10 protein-coding genes and 1 tRNA gene are annotated in these 16,751 nt (G+C 53.1%); 9 read left to right on the top strand and 2 right to left on the bottom strand.

All coding sequences use genetic code 11. The features are described 5' to 3' along the window. Positions 1–140 precede the first annotated feature (140 nt). The 8 genes from E0D98_RS06395 to recD all read left to right on the top strand — a co-directional run bounded on the left by E0D98_RS06395 (position 141) and on the right by recD (position 13,683). A complete protein-coding gene (locus E0D98_RS06395) occupies positions 141–611 on the top strand; it encodes a prepilin peptidase-dependent protein (protein WP_000857051.1) in 471 nt (156 codons plus the stop codon). Then, entirely contained in the window at positions 602–1,165 is a 564-nt protein-coding gene (locus E0D98_RS06390) for a prepilin peptidase-dependent protein (protein WP_001144322.1), read from the top strand. The genes E0D98_RS06395 and E0D98_RS06390 overlap by 10 nt, the downstream gene beginning before the upstream one ends. Next, the gene (locus E0D98_RS06385; RefSeq protein ID WP_001078393.1) at positions 1,162–1,569 is read left to right on the top strand and encodes a DUF2509 family protein; all 408 of its coding nucleotides are present in this window, start codon (positions 1,162–1,164) and stop codon (positions 1,567–1,569) included. Before E0D98_RS06390 ends, E0D98_RS06385 begins: the two co-directional genes overlap by 4 nt. Continuing rightward, the gene (locus tag E0D98_RS06380) at positions 1,554–1,877 is read left to right on the top strand and encodes a prepilin-type N-terminal cleavage/methylation domain-containing protein (RefSeq protein WP_001276478.1); all 324 of its coding nucleotides are present in this window, start codon (positions 1,554–1,556) and stop codon (positions 1,875–1,877) included. Before E0D98_RS06385 ends, E0D98_RS06380 begins: the two co-directional genes overlap by 16 nt. A 12-nt stretch (positions 1,878–1,889) precedes the next feature. After that, positions 1,890–5,258 carry an exodeoxyribonuclease V subunit gamma gene (gene recC, locus E0D98_RS06375; RefSeq protein WP_000946867.1) on the top strand — a complete coding sequence of 1,123 codons (3,369 nt, stop codon included), beginning with the start codon at positions 1,890–1,892 and terminating at the stop codon, positions 5,256–5,258. A 175-nt stretch (positions 5,259–5,433) separates the two neighbouring features. After that, positions 5,434–8,322: a pitrilysin gene (ptrA, locus tag E0D98_RS06370; protein WP_001138163.1), complete on the top strand. Its 2,889-nt coding sequence runs from the start codon at positions 5,434–5,436 to the stop codon at positions 8,320–8,322. Next, positions 8,315–11,857: an exodeoxyribonuclease V subunit beta gene (recB, locus tag E0D98_RS06365; RefSeq protein WP_047086832.1), complete on the top strand. Its 3,543-nt coding sequence runs from the start codon at positions 8,315–8,317 to the stop codon at positions 11,855–11,857. The genes ptrA and recB overlap by 8 nt, the downstream gene beginning before the upstream one ends. Further along, the gene (gene recD, locus E0D98_RS06360) at positions 11,857–13,683 is read left to right on the top strand and encodes an exodeoxyribonuclease V subunit alpha (RefSeq protein WP_000775942.1); all 1,827 of its coding nucleotides are present in this window, start codon (positions 11,857–11,859) and stop codon (positions 13,681–13,683) included. Before recB ends, recD begins: the two co-directional genes overlap by 1 nt. 61 nt (positions 13,684–13,744) lie before the next feature. On the opposite strand, the gene argA is transcribed toward recD, so the two are convergent. Beyond that, on the bottom strand, positions 13,745–15,076 hold the full coding sequence (gene argA / locus E0D98_RS06355; RefSeq protein WP_000237947.1) for an amino-acid N-acetyltransferase: 1,332 nt from the start codon (positions 15,074–15,076) through the stop codon (positions 13,745–13,747). Between the two features lie 231 nt (positions 15,077–15,307). Here argA and amiC point away from each other — a divergent pair, with 231 nt between their 5' ends. After that, positions 15,308–16,561 carry an N-acetylmuramoyl-L-alanine amidase AmiC gene (amiC, locus tag E0D98_RS06350; RefSeq protein ID WP_000016907.1) on the top strand — a complete coding sequence of 418 codons (1,254 nt, stop codon included), beginning with the start codon at positions 15,308–15,310 and terminating at the stop codon, positions 16,559–16,561. A 73-nt stretch (positions 16,562–16,634) separates the two neighbouring features. On the opposite strand, the gene E0D98_RS06345 is transcribed toward amiC, so the two are convergent. Next, positions 16,635–16,711: transfer RNA gene (locus tag E0D98_RS06345), tRNA-Met, on the bottom strand. Positions 16,712–16,751: the final 40 nt, after the last annotated feature.

The following is a 16,751-nucleotide window of genomic DNA, read 5'->3' as shown; positions in this document are numbered from 1 at the left end:
TTTTTACCCTCCGTTAAATTCTTCGAGACGCCTTCCCGAAATTTTGCAACGTCCTGCAACGGCGTAAATAGTCCGGAAGATGCGCCGAAGAAATAGAAACTGGCCCTCGTCTTTTTTTCTCCTCGCTCCATACTGCCGGCATGAAAACACAACGTGGTTATACGCTGATTGAAACGCTGGTCGCGATGCTGATTTTGGTCATGCTAAGCGCAAGTGGACTCTATGGCTGGCAATACTGGCAGCAGTCGCAACGGCTATGGCAAACCGCCAGCCAGGCGCGGGACTATTTGCTCTATTTACGTGAAGATGCCAACTGGCATAACCGCGACCACAGTATCAGCGTTATCAGGGAGGGGACGTTATGGTGCCTTGTGAGTTCCGCTGCTGGGGCCAATACCTGTCATGGCAGTTCACCATTGGTCTTTGTGCCACGCTGGCCCGAAGTCGAAATGAGCGACCTGACACCTTCGCTTGCTTTCTTTGGCCTGCGCAATACCGCATGGGCCGGGCATATTCGCTTCAAAAACTCAACGGGCGAGTGGTGGCTGGTGGTTTCGCCGTGGGGAAGACTCCGGCTTTGTCAGCAAGGAGAAACAGAAGGATGCCTGTAAAAGAGCAAGGTTTTTCTCTGCTGGAAGTGTTGATTGCTATGGCGATCAGTAGCGTATTGTTGCTGGGGGCTGCACGCTTTCTGCCTGCGTTACAGCGTGAAAGTTTAACGAGCACCCGTAAGCTGGCGCTGGAAGATGAAATCTGGCTGCGGGTATTTACCGTCGCGAAGCATCTCCAGAGGGCGGGTTATTGTCATGGCAGCTGTACCGGCGAAGGGCTGGAAATTGTCGGACAGGGTGACTGTATCATTGTGCAGTGGGATGCGAACAGTAACGGTATCTGGGATCGCGAACCGGTAAAAGAGTCTGACCAGATTGGATTTCGTCTGAAGGAGCATGTGCTGGAAACGCTACGCGGTGCGACATCCTGTGAAGGTAAGGGCTGGGATAAAGTCACTAATCCGGATGCCATCATTATCGACACTTTTCAGGTCGTACGTCAGGATGTCAGCGGCTTCTCGCCGGTGTTGACGGTTAATATGCGTGCTGCCAGTAAGTCTGAACCGCAAACCGTGGTGGATGCCAGCTATAGCGTGACAGGATTCAACCTGTGAACCGCGAAAAAGGTGTTTCGTCACTGGCTCTGGTTCTGATGCTGCTGGTTTTGGGTAGCTTGCTATTGCAAGGAATGAGTCAGCAGGATCGCAGTTTTGCCTCTCGCGTGAGCATGGAAAGTCAGTCATTGCGCCGCCAGGCCATCGTTCAGTCGGCGCTGGCGTGGGGGAAAATGCACTCCTGGCAGACGCAGCCCGCAGTTCAGTGCTCGCAGTACGCTGGAACCGATGCCCGGGTTTGTTTGCGTTTACTGGCAGATAATGAAGCCTTATTGGTTGCCGGTTATGAAGGCGTTTCGTTGTGGCGAACAGGCGAAGTCATTGATGGAAACATTGTTTTTTCGCCACGCGGCTGGAGCGATTTTTGTCCGCTGAAAGAGAGGGCGTTATGTCAGCTTCCCTGAAGAATCAACAAGGCTTTAGCCTGCCGGAGGTAATGGTTGCGATGGTGCTGATGGTGATGATTGTCACTGCGTTATCGGGTATCCAGCGAACATTAATGAACAGTCTCGCCAGCAGAAACCAGTACCAACAGCTCTGGCGGCATGGTTGGCAGCAAACGCAACTGCGCGCGATTTCGCCACCTGCCAACTGGCAGGTCAACCGAATGCAGACATCGCAGGCGGGATGTGTCAGCATCAGCGTTACGCTAGTTTCACCCGGGGGCAGAGAAGGCGAGATGACCCGCCTGCATTGCCCGAATCGTCAGTAGTCAGGAGCCGCTATGTTAAGGGTCTACCATTCCAATCGTCTGGACGTGCTGGAAGCGTTGATGGAGTTTATTGTCGAACGCGAACGGCTGGACGATCCTTTCGAACCAGAGATGATTCTGGTGCAAAGTACCGGTATGGCGCAGTGGCTGCAAATGACCCTGTCGCAAAAGTTTGGTATTGCGGCAAACATTGATTTTCCGCTGCCAGCGAGCTTTATCTGGGATATGTTCGTCCGGGTGTTACCGGAGATCCCCAAAGAGAGCGCCTTTAACAAACAGAGCATGAGCTGGAAACTGATGACTCTGCTGCCGCAATTGCTGGATCGCGAAGACTTTACCCTGTTGCGGCATTATCTGACTGACGATAGCGACAAGCGAAAACTGTTCCAGCTTTCCTCAAAAGCGGCGGACCTGTTTGACCAGTATCTGGTCTATCGCCCGGAGTGGCTGGCACAGTGGGAAACAGGACATTTGGTTGAAGGGCTGGGAGAAGCACAGGCCTGGCAAGCGCCGTTGTGGAAGGCGCTGGTGGAATATACCCATGAACTCGGACAACCGCGTTGGCACCGCGCCAATCTCTATCAGCGCTTTATCGAAACGCTGGAGTCCGCGACGACCTGCCCGCCGGGGTTACCTTCGCGCGTCTTTATATGCGGTATTTCCGCGTTACCGCCTGTTTATCTCCAGGCGCTCCAGGCGCTGGGTAAACATATTGAAATCCATCTCCTGTTTACCAACCCCTGCCGTTATTACTGGGGCGATATTAAAGATCCTGCTTATCTGGCGAAACTGCTGACCCGTCAGCGTCGACACAGTTTTGAAGATCGCGAATTGCCGCTATTTCGTGATAGCGAAAATGCCGGGCAGCTCTTTAACAGCGATGGTGAACAGGATGTCGGCAACCCGCTGCTGGCTTCATGGGGTAAGCTTGGGCGCGACTACATTTATCTCCTTTCTGACCTGGAGAGCAGCCAGGAGCTGGACGCCTTTGTCGATGTCACGCCAGATAACCTGCTGCATAACATTCAGTCTGACATTCTGGAACTGGAAAACCGTGCCGTTGCTGGTGTGAACATCGAAGAGTTTTCCCGTAGCGATAACAAACGCCCGCTTGATCCACTGGATAGCAGTATCACCTTCCACGTTTGCCATAGCCCGCAGCGTGAAGTTGAAGTTTTGCACGATCGCCTGCTGGCGATGCTGGAAGAAGACCCGACACTTACTCCGCGCGACATCATCGTGATGGTGGCTGATATCGACAGCTACAGTCCGTTTATTCAGGCTGTGTTTGGTAGCGCACCTGCGGATCGTTACCTGCCTTACGCCATTTCCGACCGTCGGGCGCGGCAGTCGCATCCGGTACTGGAAGCGTTTATCAGCCTGTTATCGTTGCCAGACAGCCGCTTTGTGTCGGAAGACGTGCTGGCATTACTGGATGTGCCGGTGCTGGCGGCGCGGTTTGACATCACCGAAGAAGGGCTGCGTTATTTACGCCAGTGGGTCAACGAATCCGGCATTCGTTGGGGGATAGATGACGACAACGTTCGCGAGCTGGAACTCCCCGCCACCGGACAACACACCTGGCGATTTGGCCTGACGCGTATGTTGCTGGGCTACGCGATGGAGAGCGCGCAGGGCGAGTGGCAATCGGTTCTACCTTATGATGAATCGAGCGGCTTAATTGCAGAACTGGTGGGGCATCTGGCTTCACTGCTAATGCAGCTAAACATCTGGCGTCGCGGGCTGGCACAGGAGCGTCCGCTAGAAGAGTGGTTGCCGGTTTGTCGCGATATGCTCAACGCCTTCTTCCTGCCGGATGCGGAAACCGAAGCGGCGATGACGCTGATCGAACAACAATGGCAGGCGATTATCGCCGAAGGTTTAGGTGCGCAGTATGGCGACGCGGTGCCGCTGTCACTATTGCGTGATGAACTGGCGCAGCGTCTGGATCAAGAACGTATCAGCCAGCGTTTTCTCGCCGGACCGGTTAACATTTGTACTCTGATGCCAATGCGTTCAATTCCGTTCAAAGTGGTTTGCCTGCTGGGAATGAACGACGGCGTTTATCCACGTCAGCTTGCGCCATTGGGCTTTGACCTGATGAGCCAGAAACCGAAGCGTGGCGACCGTAGCCGTCGCGATGACGACCGCTACCTGTTCCTGGAAGCGTTAATTTCCGCGCAGCAAAAACTCTATATCAGCTATATCGGGCGTTCCATTCAGGATAACAGTGAACGTTTCCCGTCGGTACTGGTGCAGGAACTGATCGACTACATCGGGCAAAGTCATTATCTACCGGGCGATGAAGCGCTCAACTGTGATGAAAGCGAGGCAAGGGTAAAAGCGCATCTTACTTGCCTCCATACCCGGATGCCGTTTGATCCGCAAAACTACCAGCCAGGCGAACGACAAAGCTATGCTCGTGAATGGCTACCTGCGGCCAGCCAGGCTGGTAAAGCACATTCTGAATTTGTTCAGCCGCTGCCGTTTACCTTACCGGAAACCGTGCCGCTGGAAACGCTACAACGATTCTGGGCACATCCGGTGCGGGCGTTCTTCCAGATGCGTTTGCAGGTGAACTTCCGTACTGAAGACAGCGAAATCCCAGACACCGAGCCATTTATTCTGGAAGGGCTTAGCCGTTATCAAATCAATCAGCAGTTATTGAATGCACTGGTTGAGCAGGATGATGCCGAACGCTTGTTCCGCCGCTTCCGGGCGGCAGGGGATTTACCGTATGGCGCTTTTGGTGAAATTTTCTGGGAAACACAGTGCCAGGAGATGCAGCAGCTTGCCGACAGAGTCATTGCCTGTCGCCAGCCGGGGCAGAGTATGGAAATTGATCTCGCCTGCAACGGTGTGCAGATAACTGGCTGGTTGCCGCAGGTGCAGCCGGATGGCCTGTTGCGCTGGCGTCCCTCTTTATTAAGTGTGGCGCAGGGAATGCAACTTTGGCTGGAACACCTTGTCTACTGTGCCAGCGGTGGTAATGGTGAAAGTCGCCTTTTTCTACGCAAAGACGGCGAGTGGCGTTTTCCGCCGCTTGCAGCCGAACAGGCTTTGCATTACCTCTCACAACTGATTGAGGGGTATCGTGAAGGGATGTCCGCGCCATTGCTGGTGTTACCTGAAAGTGGCGGCGCGTGGCTAAAAACCTGTTATGACGCGCAAAACGATGCCATGCTGGATGACGATTCCACGTTGCAAAAAGCCCGTACGAAATTCCTTCAGGCTTACGAAGGCAACATGATGGTGCGTGGCGAAGGTGATGATATCTGGTATCAAAGGCTCTGGCGGCAATTAACACCAGAGACAATGGAGGCCATCGTTGAACAGTCGCAACGTTTCCTGTTACCGCTGTTTCGCTTTAATCAGTCATGAGTGCTGTATAAAAATTGCGCAATCTATCCGCTTACTTTATGATGCGCACCAGTCACGGACTGATGGATATATAGACATAGGCTGACTCGTGCAGCACAAGATTAAATTCTGGCAGATGATTTGCGTTAACCTGTTGAATCTGGCCAGAAAATAAAGTTGATTATGAGGTCCGTGAATGCCCCGCAGCACCTGGTTCAAAGCATTATTGTTGTTTGTTGCCCTTTGGGCACCCTTAAGTCAGGCAGAAACGGGATGGCAGCCGATTCAGGAAACCATCCGTAAAAGTGATAAAGATAACCGCCAGTATCAGGCTATACGTCTGGATAACGGTATGGTGGTCTTGCTGGTTTCTGATCCGCAGGCAGTTAAATCGCTCTCGGCGCTGGTGGTGCCCGTTGGGTCGCTGGAAGATCCCGAGGCGTACCAGGGGCTGGCACATTACCTTGAACATATGAGTCTGATGGGGTCGAAAAAGTACCCGCAGGCTGACAGTCTGGCCGAATATCTCAAAATGCACGGCGGTAGTCACAATGCCAGCACTGCGCCGTATCGCACGGCTTTCTATCTGGAAGTTGAGAACGACGCCTTGCCTGGTGCGGTAGACCGCCTGGCCGATGCTATTGCTGAACCTTTGCTCGACAAGAAATATGCCGAACGTGAGCGTAATGCGGTGAACGCTGAATTAACCATGGCGCGTACGCGTGACGGGATGCGCATGGCACAGGTCAGCGCAGAAACCATTAACCCGGCACACCCCGGTTCAAAGTTTTCTGGTGGTAACCTCGAAACTTTAAGCGATAAACCTGGTAATCCGGTGCAGCAGGCGCTGAAAGATTTCCACGAGAAGTACTATTCCGCCAATCTGATGAAGGCGGTTATTTACAGCAATAAACCGCTGCCGGAGTTGGCAAAAATGGCGGCGGACACCTTTGGTCGCGTGCCGAACAAAGAGAGCAAAAAACCGGAAATCACCGTGCCGGTAGTCACCGACGCGCAAAAGGGCATTATCATTCATTACGTCCCGGCACTGCCGCGTAAAGTTCTGCGCGTTGAGTTTCGCATCGATAACAACTCAGCGAAGTTCCGTAGTAAAACGGATGAATTGATTACCTATCTGATTGGTAATCGCAGCCCAGGTACACTTTCCGACTGGCTGCAAAAGCAGGGATTAGTTGAGGGCATTAGCGCCAACTCCGATCCTATCGTCAACGGCAACAGCGGCGTATTAGCGATCTCTGCGTCTTTAACCGATAAAGGCCTGGCTAATCGCGATCAGGTTGTGGCGGCAATTTTTAGCTATCTCAATCTGTTACGTGAAAAAGGCATTGATAAACAATACTTCGATGAACTGGCGAATGTGCTGGATATCGACTTCCGTTATCCGTCGATCACCCGTGATATGGATTACGTCGAATGGCTGGCAGATACCATGATTCGCGTTCCGGTTGAGCATACGCTGGATGCAGTCAATATTGCCGATCGGTACGATGCTAAAGCAGTAAAAGAACGTCTGGCGATGATGACGCCGCAGAATGCGCGTATCTGGTATATCAGCCCGAAAGAGCCGCACAATAAAACGGCTTATTTTGTCGATGCGCCGTATCAGGTCGATAAAATCAGCGAACAAACTTTCGCTGACTGGCAGCAAAAAGCTGCCAATATTGCGCTCTCCTTACCGGAGCTTAACCCCTATATTCCTGACGATTTCTCGCTGATTAAGTCAGAGAAGAAATATGACCATCCAGAGCTGATTGTTGATGAGTCGAATCTGCGCGTGGTGTATGCGCCAAGCCGTTATTTTTCCAGCGAACCCAAAGCTGATGTCAGCCTGATTTTGCGTAATCCGAAAGCCATGGACAGCGCCCGCAATCAGGTGATGTTTGCGCTCAATGATTATCTCGCAGGGCTGGCGCTTGATCAGTTAAGCAACCAGGCGTCGGTTGGTGGCATAAGTTTTTCCACCAACGCTAACAACGGCCTTATGGTTAATGCTAATGGTTACACCCAGCGTCTGCCGCAGCTGTTCCAGGCATTGCTCGAGGGGTACTTTAGCTATACCGCTACGGAAGATCAGCTTGAGCAGGCGAAGTCCTGGTATAACCAGATGATGGATTCCGCAGAAAAGGGTAAAGCGTTTGAGCAGGCGATTATGCCCGCGCAGATGCTCTCGCAAGTGCCGTACTTCTCGCGAGATGAACGGCGTAAAATTTTGCCCTCCATTACGTTGAAAGAGGTGCTGGCCTATCGCGACGCCTTAAAATCAGGGGCTCGACCAGAGTTTATGGTTATCGGCAACATGACCGAGGCCCAGGCAACAACGCTGGCACGCGATGTGCAAAAACAGTTGGGCGCTGATGGTTCAGAGTGGTGTCGAAACAAAGATGTAGTGGTCGATAAAAAACAATCCGTCATCTTTGAAAAAGCCGGTAACAGCACCGACTCCGCACTGGCAGCGGTATTTGTACCGACTGGCTACGATGAATACACCAGCTCAGCCTATAGCTCTCTGTTGGGGCAGATCGTACAGCCGTGGTTCTACAATCAGTTGCGTACCGAAGAACAATTGGGCTATGCCGTGTTTGCGTTTCCAATGAGCGTGGGGCGTCAGTGGGGCATGGGCTTCCTTTTGCAAAGCAATGATAAACAGCCTTCATTCTTGTGGGAGCGTTACAAGGCGTTTTTCCCAACCGCAGAGGCAAAATTGCGAGCGATGAAGCCAGATGAGTTTGCGCAAATCCAGCAGGCGGTAATTACCCAGATGCTGCAGGCACCGCAAACGCTCGGCGAAGAAGCATCGAAGTTAAGTAAAGATTTCGATCGCGGCAATATGCGCTTCGATTCGCGTGATAAAATCGTGGCCCAGATAAAACTGCTGACGCCGCAAAAACTTGCTGATTTCTTCCATCAGGCGGTGGTCGAGCCGCAAGGCATGGCTATCCTGTCGCAGATTTCCGGCAGCCAGAACGGGAAAGCCGAATATGTGCATCCTGAAGGCTGGAAAGTGTGGGAGAACGTCAGCGCGTTGCAGCAAACAATGCCCCTGATGAGTGAAAAGAATGAGTGATGTCGCCGAGACACTAGATCCTTTGCGCTTGCCCTTACAGGGCGAGCGCCTGATTGAAGCCTCTGCCGGCACAGGCAAAACCTTTACGATTGCGGCGCTCTATTTGCGCCTGTTACTTGGACTAGGCGGTTCCGCCGCCTTTCCCCGCCCGCTGACCGTTGAAGAACTGCTGGTGGTCACCTTTACCGAGGCTGCCACGGCAGAATTGCGCGGTCGTATCCGTAGCAATATCCACGAGTTGCGCATCGCCTGTCTGCGTGAAACCACCGACAATCCACTGTACGAACGCCTGCTGGAAGAGATCGACGATAAAGCGCAAGCCGCGCAGTGGTTGTTGTTAGCCGAACGGCAGATGGATGAAGCGGCAGTCTTTACTATTCACGGTTTTTGCCAGCGCATGCTCAACCTGAATGCCTTTGAATCCGGTATGCTGTTTGAGCAGCAGCTGATTGAAGATGAGTCTCTGCTACGCTACCAGGCCTGCGCCGATTTCTGGCGTCGCCACTGCTACCCGCTGCCGCGTGAAATTGCCCTGGTGGTCTTTGAAACCTGGAAAGGGCCGCAGGCGTTGCTGCGCGATATTAATCGTTATCTGCAAGGCGAAGCACCGGTTATCAAAGCACCGCCGCCCGATGATGAAACGCTGGCTTCCCGCCACGCGCAAATTGTGGCGCGTATTGATACGGTAAAACAGCAGTGGCGCGACGCAGTGGGTGAACTGGATGCGCTGATCGAATCTTCTGGTATTGATCGACGCAAGTTTAACCGTAGCAATCAGGCTAAATGGATCGAGAAGATCAGCGCCTGGGCAGAAGAAGAGACCAACAGTTATCAGTTACCGGAGTCGCTGGAAAAATTCTCTCAGCGTTTCTTAGAAGATCGCACGAAAGCCGGGGGGGAAACCCCGCGACATCCACTGTTTGAGGCGATCGAACAACTGCTTGCAGAACCATTGTCGATCCGTGATCTGGTGATAACCCGCGCATTGGCTGAGATCCGCGAAACAGTAGCGCGTGAAAAACGCCGCCGTGGCGAATTGGGTTTTGATGACATGTTAAGTCGGCTCGATTCCGCGCTGCGTAGCGAAAGCGGCGAGGTGTTGGCAGCGGCGATCCGTACGCGATTCCCGGTGGCAATGATTGATGAATTTCAGGATACCGACCCCCAGCAGTACCGAATTTTTCGCCGTATCTGGCACCATCAGCCGGAAACCGCATTGTTGCTGATTGGCGACCCGAAACAGGCCATATATGCATTCCGGGGTGCGGATATCTTCACTTATATGAAGGCGCGTAGCGAAGTTCACGCCCACTACACTTTAGACACCAACTGGCGTTCCGCACCAGGAATGGTGAACAGTGTGAACAAGCTTTTCAGCCAGACTGATGACGCGTTCATGTTTCGCGAAATACCGTTTATTCCAGTGAAATCAGCCGGGAAAAATCAGGCGTTACGTTTTGTGTTTAAAGGTGAAACGCAGCCTGCGATGAAAATGTGGCTGATGGAAGGCGAAAGCTGCGGCGTTGGCGACTATCAAAGTACCATGGCGCAGGTATGTGCTGCGCAAATCCGCGACTGGCTACAAGCCGGACAGCGGGGCGAAGCGTTGCTGATGAACGGCGACGACGCGCGTCCGGTGCGTGCTTCGGACATCAGTGTGCTGGTGCGCAGCCGCCAGGAGGCCGCCCAGGTGCGCGACGCCTTAACGTTGCTGGAAATCCCTTCCGTTTACCTTTCGAACCGCGACAGTGTTTTTGAAACTCTGGAAGCGCAGGAAATGCTTTGGTTGTTGCAGGCGGTGATGACGCCCGAACGTGAGAACACCCTGCGTAGTGCGCTGGCAACGTCAATGATGGGGCTGAACGCGCTGGATATCGAAACGCTGAATAATGACGAACATGCGTGGGATGCGGTAGTTGAAGAGTTCGATGGTTATCGGCAAATCTGGCGCAAACGTGGCGTTATGCCGATGCTGCGGGCGCTGATGTCGGCGCGTAACATTGCAGAAAACTTGCTGGCAACGGCAGGCGGTGAGCGGCGACTTACCGATATCTTGCATATCAGCGAACTGCTACAAGAAGCCGGAACGCAGCTGGAAAGTGAACATGCGCTGGTACGCTGGTTATCGCAACATATCCTCGAGCCAGACAGTAATGCCTCCAGCCAACAAATGCGTCTCGAAAGTGATAAACATCTGGTGCAGATTGTCACGATCCACAAATCGAAAGGGCTGGAATATCCATTGGTCTGGCTGCCGTTTATCACCAATTTCCGCGTCCAGGATCAGGCGTTTTATCACGATCGCCACTCGTTTGAGGCAGTTCTGGATCTTAATGCTGCGCCAGAAAGCGTCGACCTCGCGGAGGCCGAACGTCTGGCGGAAGATCTGCGTTTGCTTTACGTGGCGCTGACACGTTCGGTTTGGCATTGCAGTCTCGGCGTTGCACCGCTGGTGCGCCGTCGTGGCGATAAAAAAGGTGACACCGACGTCCACCAAAGTGCGCTCGGGCGTTTGCTGCAAAAAGGGGAACCGCAAGATGCGGCAGGGCTTCGCACCTGTATTGAAGCGTTATGCGATGATGATATTGCCTGGCAAACGGCACAAACGGGTGATAAACAGCCCTGGCAGGTTAATGATGCTTTAACTGCAGAACTGAATGCGAGGACGCTACAACGATTGCCCGGCGATAACTGGCGTGTCACCAGCTACTCCGGTTTGCAGCAGCGTGGTCACGGTATCGCTCAGGATCTGATGCCACGGCTGGATGTTGATGCCGCAGGCGTGGTCAGCGTCGTTGAAGAACCGACGTTAACACCGCATCAGTTCCCGCGCGGTGCGTCACCAGGGACATTCTTGCACAGTTTGTTTGAAGACCTCGATTTTACCCAGCCGGTTGACCCGAACTGGGTACAGGAAAAACTGGAACTCGGCGGCTTTGAATCGCAGTGGGAACCAGTGTTGACCGAGTGGATCACGGCTGTCCTCCAGGCACCTCTCAATGAAACGGGTGTTAGCCTGAATCAGCTTTCCGACCGCGATAAACAGGTGGAGATGGAGTTTTACCTGCCGATTAGTGAACCGCTCATCGCCAGCCAGCTTGATGCACTAATTCGCCAGTTTGATCCGCTATCCGCTGGCTGCCCGCCGCTGGAGTTCATGCAGGTACGCGGCATGTTAAAAGGCTTTATCGACCTGGTATTCCGCCACGAAGGGCGTTATTACCTGCTCGACTATAAATCCAACTGGCTGGGTGAAGACAGTTCGGCTTACACCCAACAGGCTATGGCAGCGGCGATGCAGGCACACCGCTATGATCTGCAATATCAGCTTTATACCCTGGCGCTGCATCGTTATCTGCGCCATCGCATTGCTGATTACGACTATGATCGTCACTTTGGCGGCGTTATCTATCTGTTCCTGCGTGGCGTTGATAAAGAACATCCGCAACAAGGGATTTACACAACCCGACCCAACGCCGGGTTGATTGCCCTGATGGATGAGATGTTTGCCGGTATGACCCTGGAGGAGGCGTAATGAAATTGCAAAAGCAATTACTGGAAGCTGTGGAGCACAAACAGCTACGCCCGCTGGATGTGCAATTTGCCCTGACCGTGGCGGGAGATGAACATCCTGCCGTCACCCTCGCGGCGGCACTGTTAAGTCATGATGCCGGAGAGGGACACGTCTGTTTGCCGCTTTCACGACTGGAAAATAACGAGGCGTCGCATCCGCTGTTGGCGACCTGTGTCAGTGAAATCGGTGAGCTACAAAATTGGGAAGAATGCTTGCTGGCTTCTCAAGCGGTCAGCAGGGGAGATGAACCCACGCCGATGATCCTCTGTGGCGATCGTCTTTATTTGAATCGCATGTGGTGTAACGAGCGGACGGTAGCGCGCTTCTTCAATGAGGTGAATCATGCCATTGAGGTTGATGAAGCTCTACTGGCGCAAACCCTGGACAAACTTTTTCCAGTAAGCGATGAAATTAACTGGCAAAAAGTTGCAGCGGCAGTGGCGCTGACGCGGCGGATCTCGGTGATTTCCGGCGGCCCTGGCACCGGTAAAACGACCACCGTAGCGAAGTTGCTGGCAGCGTTAATTCAAATGGCAGACGGCGAACGCTGCCGTATCCGTCTGGCTGCACCAACGGGTAAAGCTGCCGCGCGCTTAACCGAATCTCTCGGCAAGGCTTTGCGGCAGTTACCGCTGACCGATGAACAAAAGAAACGCATTCCGGAAGATGCCAGCACTTTGCACCGATTGCTGGGTGCGCAGCCGGGGAGCCAGCGTTTACGTCATCATGCCGGTAACCCGCTGCATCTTGATGTGCTGGTGGTAGATGAAGCGTCAATGATCGATCTGCCTATGATGTCGAGACTGATCGACGCCTTGCCCGATCATGCGCGAGTGATCTTTCTCGGCGATCGTGATCAACTGGCCTCGGTTGAGGCTGGGGCTGTGCTGGGCGATATCTGCGCTTATGCCAACGCGGGTTTTACCGCCGAGCGTGCCGGGCAGTTGAGCCGCCTGACGGGAACTCACGTTCCGGCAGGAACTGGCACAGAAGCGGCATCTTTGCGCGACAGTCTCTGCCTGCTGCAAAAAAGCTATCGTTTCGGCAGTGATTCTGGCATTGGTCAGTTAGCTGCGGCGATCAACCGTGGTGATAAAACGGCAGTGAAAACCGTTTTTCAGCAGGATTTTAATGATATCGAAAAACGGCTTTTACAGAGCGGAGAAGATTATATTGCGATGCTTGAGGAAGCTCTTGCGGGCTACGGACGGTATCTGGATCTGCTGCAAGCGCGTGCCGAGCCTGATTTAATCATTCAGGCGTTTAATGAGTACCAGCTTTTGTGCGCCCTGCGGGAAGGGCCGTTTGGCGTGGCCGGACTGAATGAGCGAATTGAGCAGTTTATGCAACAGAAGCGCAAAATTCATCGTCATCCGCACTCTCGTTGGTACGAAGGTCGACCGGTGATGATTGCCCGTAATGACAGCGCGCTTGGGTTGTTTAATGGCGATATCGGTATTGCGCTGGATCGCGGGCAGGGGACGCGCGTCTGGTTTGCGATGCCGGACGGCAATATTAAGTCTGTGCAACCGAGTCGCTTGCCAGAGCACGAAACTACGTGGGCGATGACGGTACATAAATCGCAGGGATCGGAGTTCGACCATGCGGCGTTGATTTTACCGAGCCAACGCACGCCGGTAGTAACGCGAGAGCTGGTATACACCGCGGTGACCCGCGCGCGTCGCCGTCTGTCGCTGTATGCCGATGAGCGTATATTAAGTGCGGCAATCGCCACTCGTACTGAGCGGCGCAGTGGTCTGGCGGCGTTGTTTAGTTCGCGGGAATAAACGTAATTGCCGGATGCGACGCACGAGTGTTACGCATGTCGCATCCGACAATTTTCATCGCTTACCCTAAATCCGCCATCAACACTTTGGATTTACGCTGGTAGTTGTACAACTGCTTTTTGCTCTCGGGCAGTAAATCAATATCCACCGGGGTAAATCCACGTTCCTGGAACCAGTGAATACTGCGCGTGGTCAGCACAAACAATTTGCTTAAGCCGCTCTGCTTCGCCTGAGCGGCAATGCGTTCCAGCAGAACCTCGCCCCGTGATGAGCTGCGGTAATCCGGGTGAACTGCCACACAGGCCATTTCCCCAATCTTCTCTTCCGGGAACGGATAGAGCGCGGCGCAGGCAATAGTCGTGTTATCGCGCTGAATAATGGTGAATTTATCGATTTCCATCTCCAGCTGCTCGCGAGAACGGCGCACCAGAATACCTTGCTGCTCCAGCGGGCGAATCAACTCCAGAATACCGCCAATATCGTTGATTGTTGCGCGACGAATCTGCTCGGCGCTTTCCATCACAATCTGCGTACCGATACCGTCGCGTGAGAACAACTCTTGCAACAGCGCGCCATCTTCCTGATAACTGATTAAATGACAGCGACGCACGCCGCTGCGGCAGGCTTTCACTGCGCCACGCAAAAAGCGCACCGTACCGGAGTTGTAATCGCCTTTCTCTTCCTGGGCTTCTACCCGTGCTTGCGCTTCGTTAGGGAAAAGTTCGGAGACAATATCACCGTCGTCATTAGTGACGCCTTGGGAAGAGCAAAAACCAATCATCTTTTCAGCTTTCAGTTTGATGGCCAGTTGAGTGGCAATCTCTTCCGAGGTCAGATTAAAGCTCTCGCCAGTGACTGAAACAGCGACCGGCCCCATTAGCACTATTGCACCGCTGTCCAGTTGACGATGGATCGCGTCTTCATCAATCCGCCGGATACGCCCGCTATGGCAGTAATCCACGCCGTCATCGACGCCCAGCGGCTGGGCAATAATAAAATTGCCACTGACGACGTTGATATGCGCGCCCTGTAGCGGCGTGTTATTGAGACTCATCGACAGGCGAGCAGTGATGTCCAGTTGCAATGTTCCCGCAGCCTGCTTCACCAGTTCCAGTGTTTTGGCGTCGGTCACACGTATATTCTTGTGATACAGCGGTTCGTGGTGATGCGCGGCCAGATTTGCGTCGATCTGCGGACGTGCGCCATAGACCACCACCAGACGGATGCCGAGGCTGTGCAACAACCCGATATCATTAACGATACTGGAGAAATTCTCATGCTCAATGGCTTCACCGCCGAGCATGATGACAAACGTTTTTCCCCGGTGGGTATTGATATAGGGAACCGAATGGCGGAATCCCTCGACCAACTCGGTTTTACGTTCCTTTACCACGGCACACCTCTTTGCATGATTATTCGAAATTAGTGTATTTTTATTCTGTTTTTTCGCAGGGTGCAAGTGTAAATTTTATGCGAGAGCGACTTTTTTATCAGTAATGCCGTGAATATAAAAAGAATGTTTACCGTTTATTAGATGACAGATTATGCGTCTTTCGCTAAAGTTTCCGGTCAAATTAGTCGTTTACTTGTTACACAGCTTAGATTTCTTTTGCTCGGGAGAGGCATGTCAGGATCCAACACTGCAATCAGCCGTCGTCGTTTACTGCAAGGCGCGGGTGCCATGTGGCTATTGAGCGTAAGTCAGGTCAGTCTGGCTGCGGTCAGCCAGGTCGTGGCGGTGCGCGTCTGGCCTGCGTCCAGCTACACCCGTGTGACGGTAGAATCAAATCGTCAGCTGAAATATAAGCAGTTCGCGTTGAGTAACCCGGAACGCGTGGTGGTGGATATCGAAGATGTAAACCTGAACTCGGTACTCAAGGGGATGGCGGCACAAATTCGTGCAGACGACCCGTTCATCAAGTCGGCGCGCGTCGGGCAATTTGACCCGCAAACCGTACGGATGGTTTTTGAATTAAAGCAAAACGTAAAACCGCAGCTGTTTGCCCTTGCGCCGGTCGCCGGGTTTAAAGAGCGTCTGGTGATGGACCTCTATCCGGCCAATGCACAGGATATGCAGGACCCGCTGCTGGCGCTGCTGGAGGATTACAACAAAGGCGACCTCGAAAAGCAGGTGCCGCCAGCGCAAAGTGGTCCACAACCAGGTAAAGCAGGGCGCGATCGTCCGATTGTCATTATGCTTGACCCTGGCCACGGTGGCGAAGACTCCGGTGCGGTGGGGAAATACAAAACGCGCGAAAAAGACGTGGTATTGCAAATAGCTCGCCGTTTGCGCTCTCTGATCGAGAAAGAGGGCAATATGAAGGTGTACATGACGCGCAATGAAGACATCTTCATTCCGTTGCAAGTGCGCGTAGCAAAAGCCCAGAAACAGCGTGCTGACCTGTTTGTCTCTATCCATGCCGACGCCTTTACCAGTCGCCAGCCGAGCGGTTCCTCGGTGTTTGCGCTCTCAACCAAAGGTGCAACCAGTACTGCGGCAAAATATCTGGCACAAACCCAGAACGCCTCCGACTTGATTGGTGGCGTGAGCAAAAGCGGTGACCGCTATGTCGACCACACCATGTTCGATATGGTGCAGTCGCTGACCATTGCTGACAGCCTTAAGTTTGGTAAAGCGGTGCTGAATAAGCTCGGTAAAATCAACAAGCTGCATAAAAATCAAGTTGAACAGGCCGGGTTTGCCGTACTAAAGGCACCAGATATTCCCTCCATTCTGGTCGAAACGGCGTTTATCAGTAACGTTGAGGAAGAGCGTAAACTGAAAACGGCGACTTTCCAGCAGGAAGTTGCGGAGTCTATTCTTGCGGGAATTAAAGCGTATTTTGCCGATGGGGCGACGCTGGCGAGAAGGGGATGATAAAAAGGCGCTGAATGGCGCTTTTTTATGGGAGACCAGAAACAAAAAAACACCCGTTAGGGTGTTCAATAATTGGTTGCGGGGGCCGGATTTGAACCGACGACCTTCGGGTTATGAGCCCGACGAGCTACCAGGCTGCTCCACCCCGCGTCACCGTACTGCTTTATTTCATCAAATTTGATTGGTTGCG

Source organism: Escherichia sp. KCJ4928 (assembly GCF_004352695.1).
GTDB lineage: Bacteria > Pseudomonadota > Gammaproteobacteria > Enterobacterales > Enterobacteriaceae > ECMA0423.
The sequence above is the reverse complement of the archived record's forward strand: the minus strand, read 5'-3'. Positions and strand labels throughout refer to the sequence as shown.

Coding starts and splice junctions, on each gene's coding strand:
- E0D98_RS06395 (WP_000857051.1), top strand. CDS start 141: ATGAAAACACAACGTGGTTATACGCTGATTGAAACGCTGGTCGCGATG.
- E0D98_RS06390 (WP_001144322.1), top strand. CDS start 602: ATGCCTGTAAAAGAGCAAGGTTTTTCTCTGCTGGAAGTGTTGATTGCT.
- E0D98_RS06380 (WP_001276478.1), top strand. CDS start 1,554: ATGTCAGCTTCCCTGAAGAATCAACAAGGCTTTAGCCTGCCGGAGGTA.
- recC (WP_000946867.1), top strand. CDS start 1,890: ATGTTAAGGGTCTACCATTCCAATCGTCTGGACGTGCTGGAAGCGTTG.
- ptrA (WP_001138163.1), top strand. CDS start 5,434: ATGCCCCGCAGCACCTGGTTCAAAGCATTATTGTTGTTTGTTGCCCTT.
- recB (WP_047086832.1), top strand. CDS start 8,315: ATGAGTGATGTCGCCGAGACACTAGATCCTTTGCGCTTGCCCTTACAG.
- recD (WP_000775942.1), top strand. CDS start 11,857: ATGAAATTGCAAAAGCAATTACTGGAAGCTGTGGAGCACAAACAGCTA.
- amiC (WP_000016907.1), top strand. CDS start 15,308: ATGTCAGGATCCAACACTGCAATCAGCCGTCGTCGTTTACTGCAAGGC.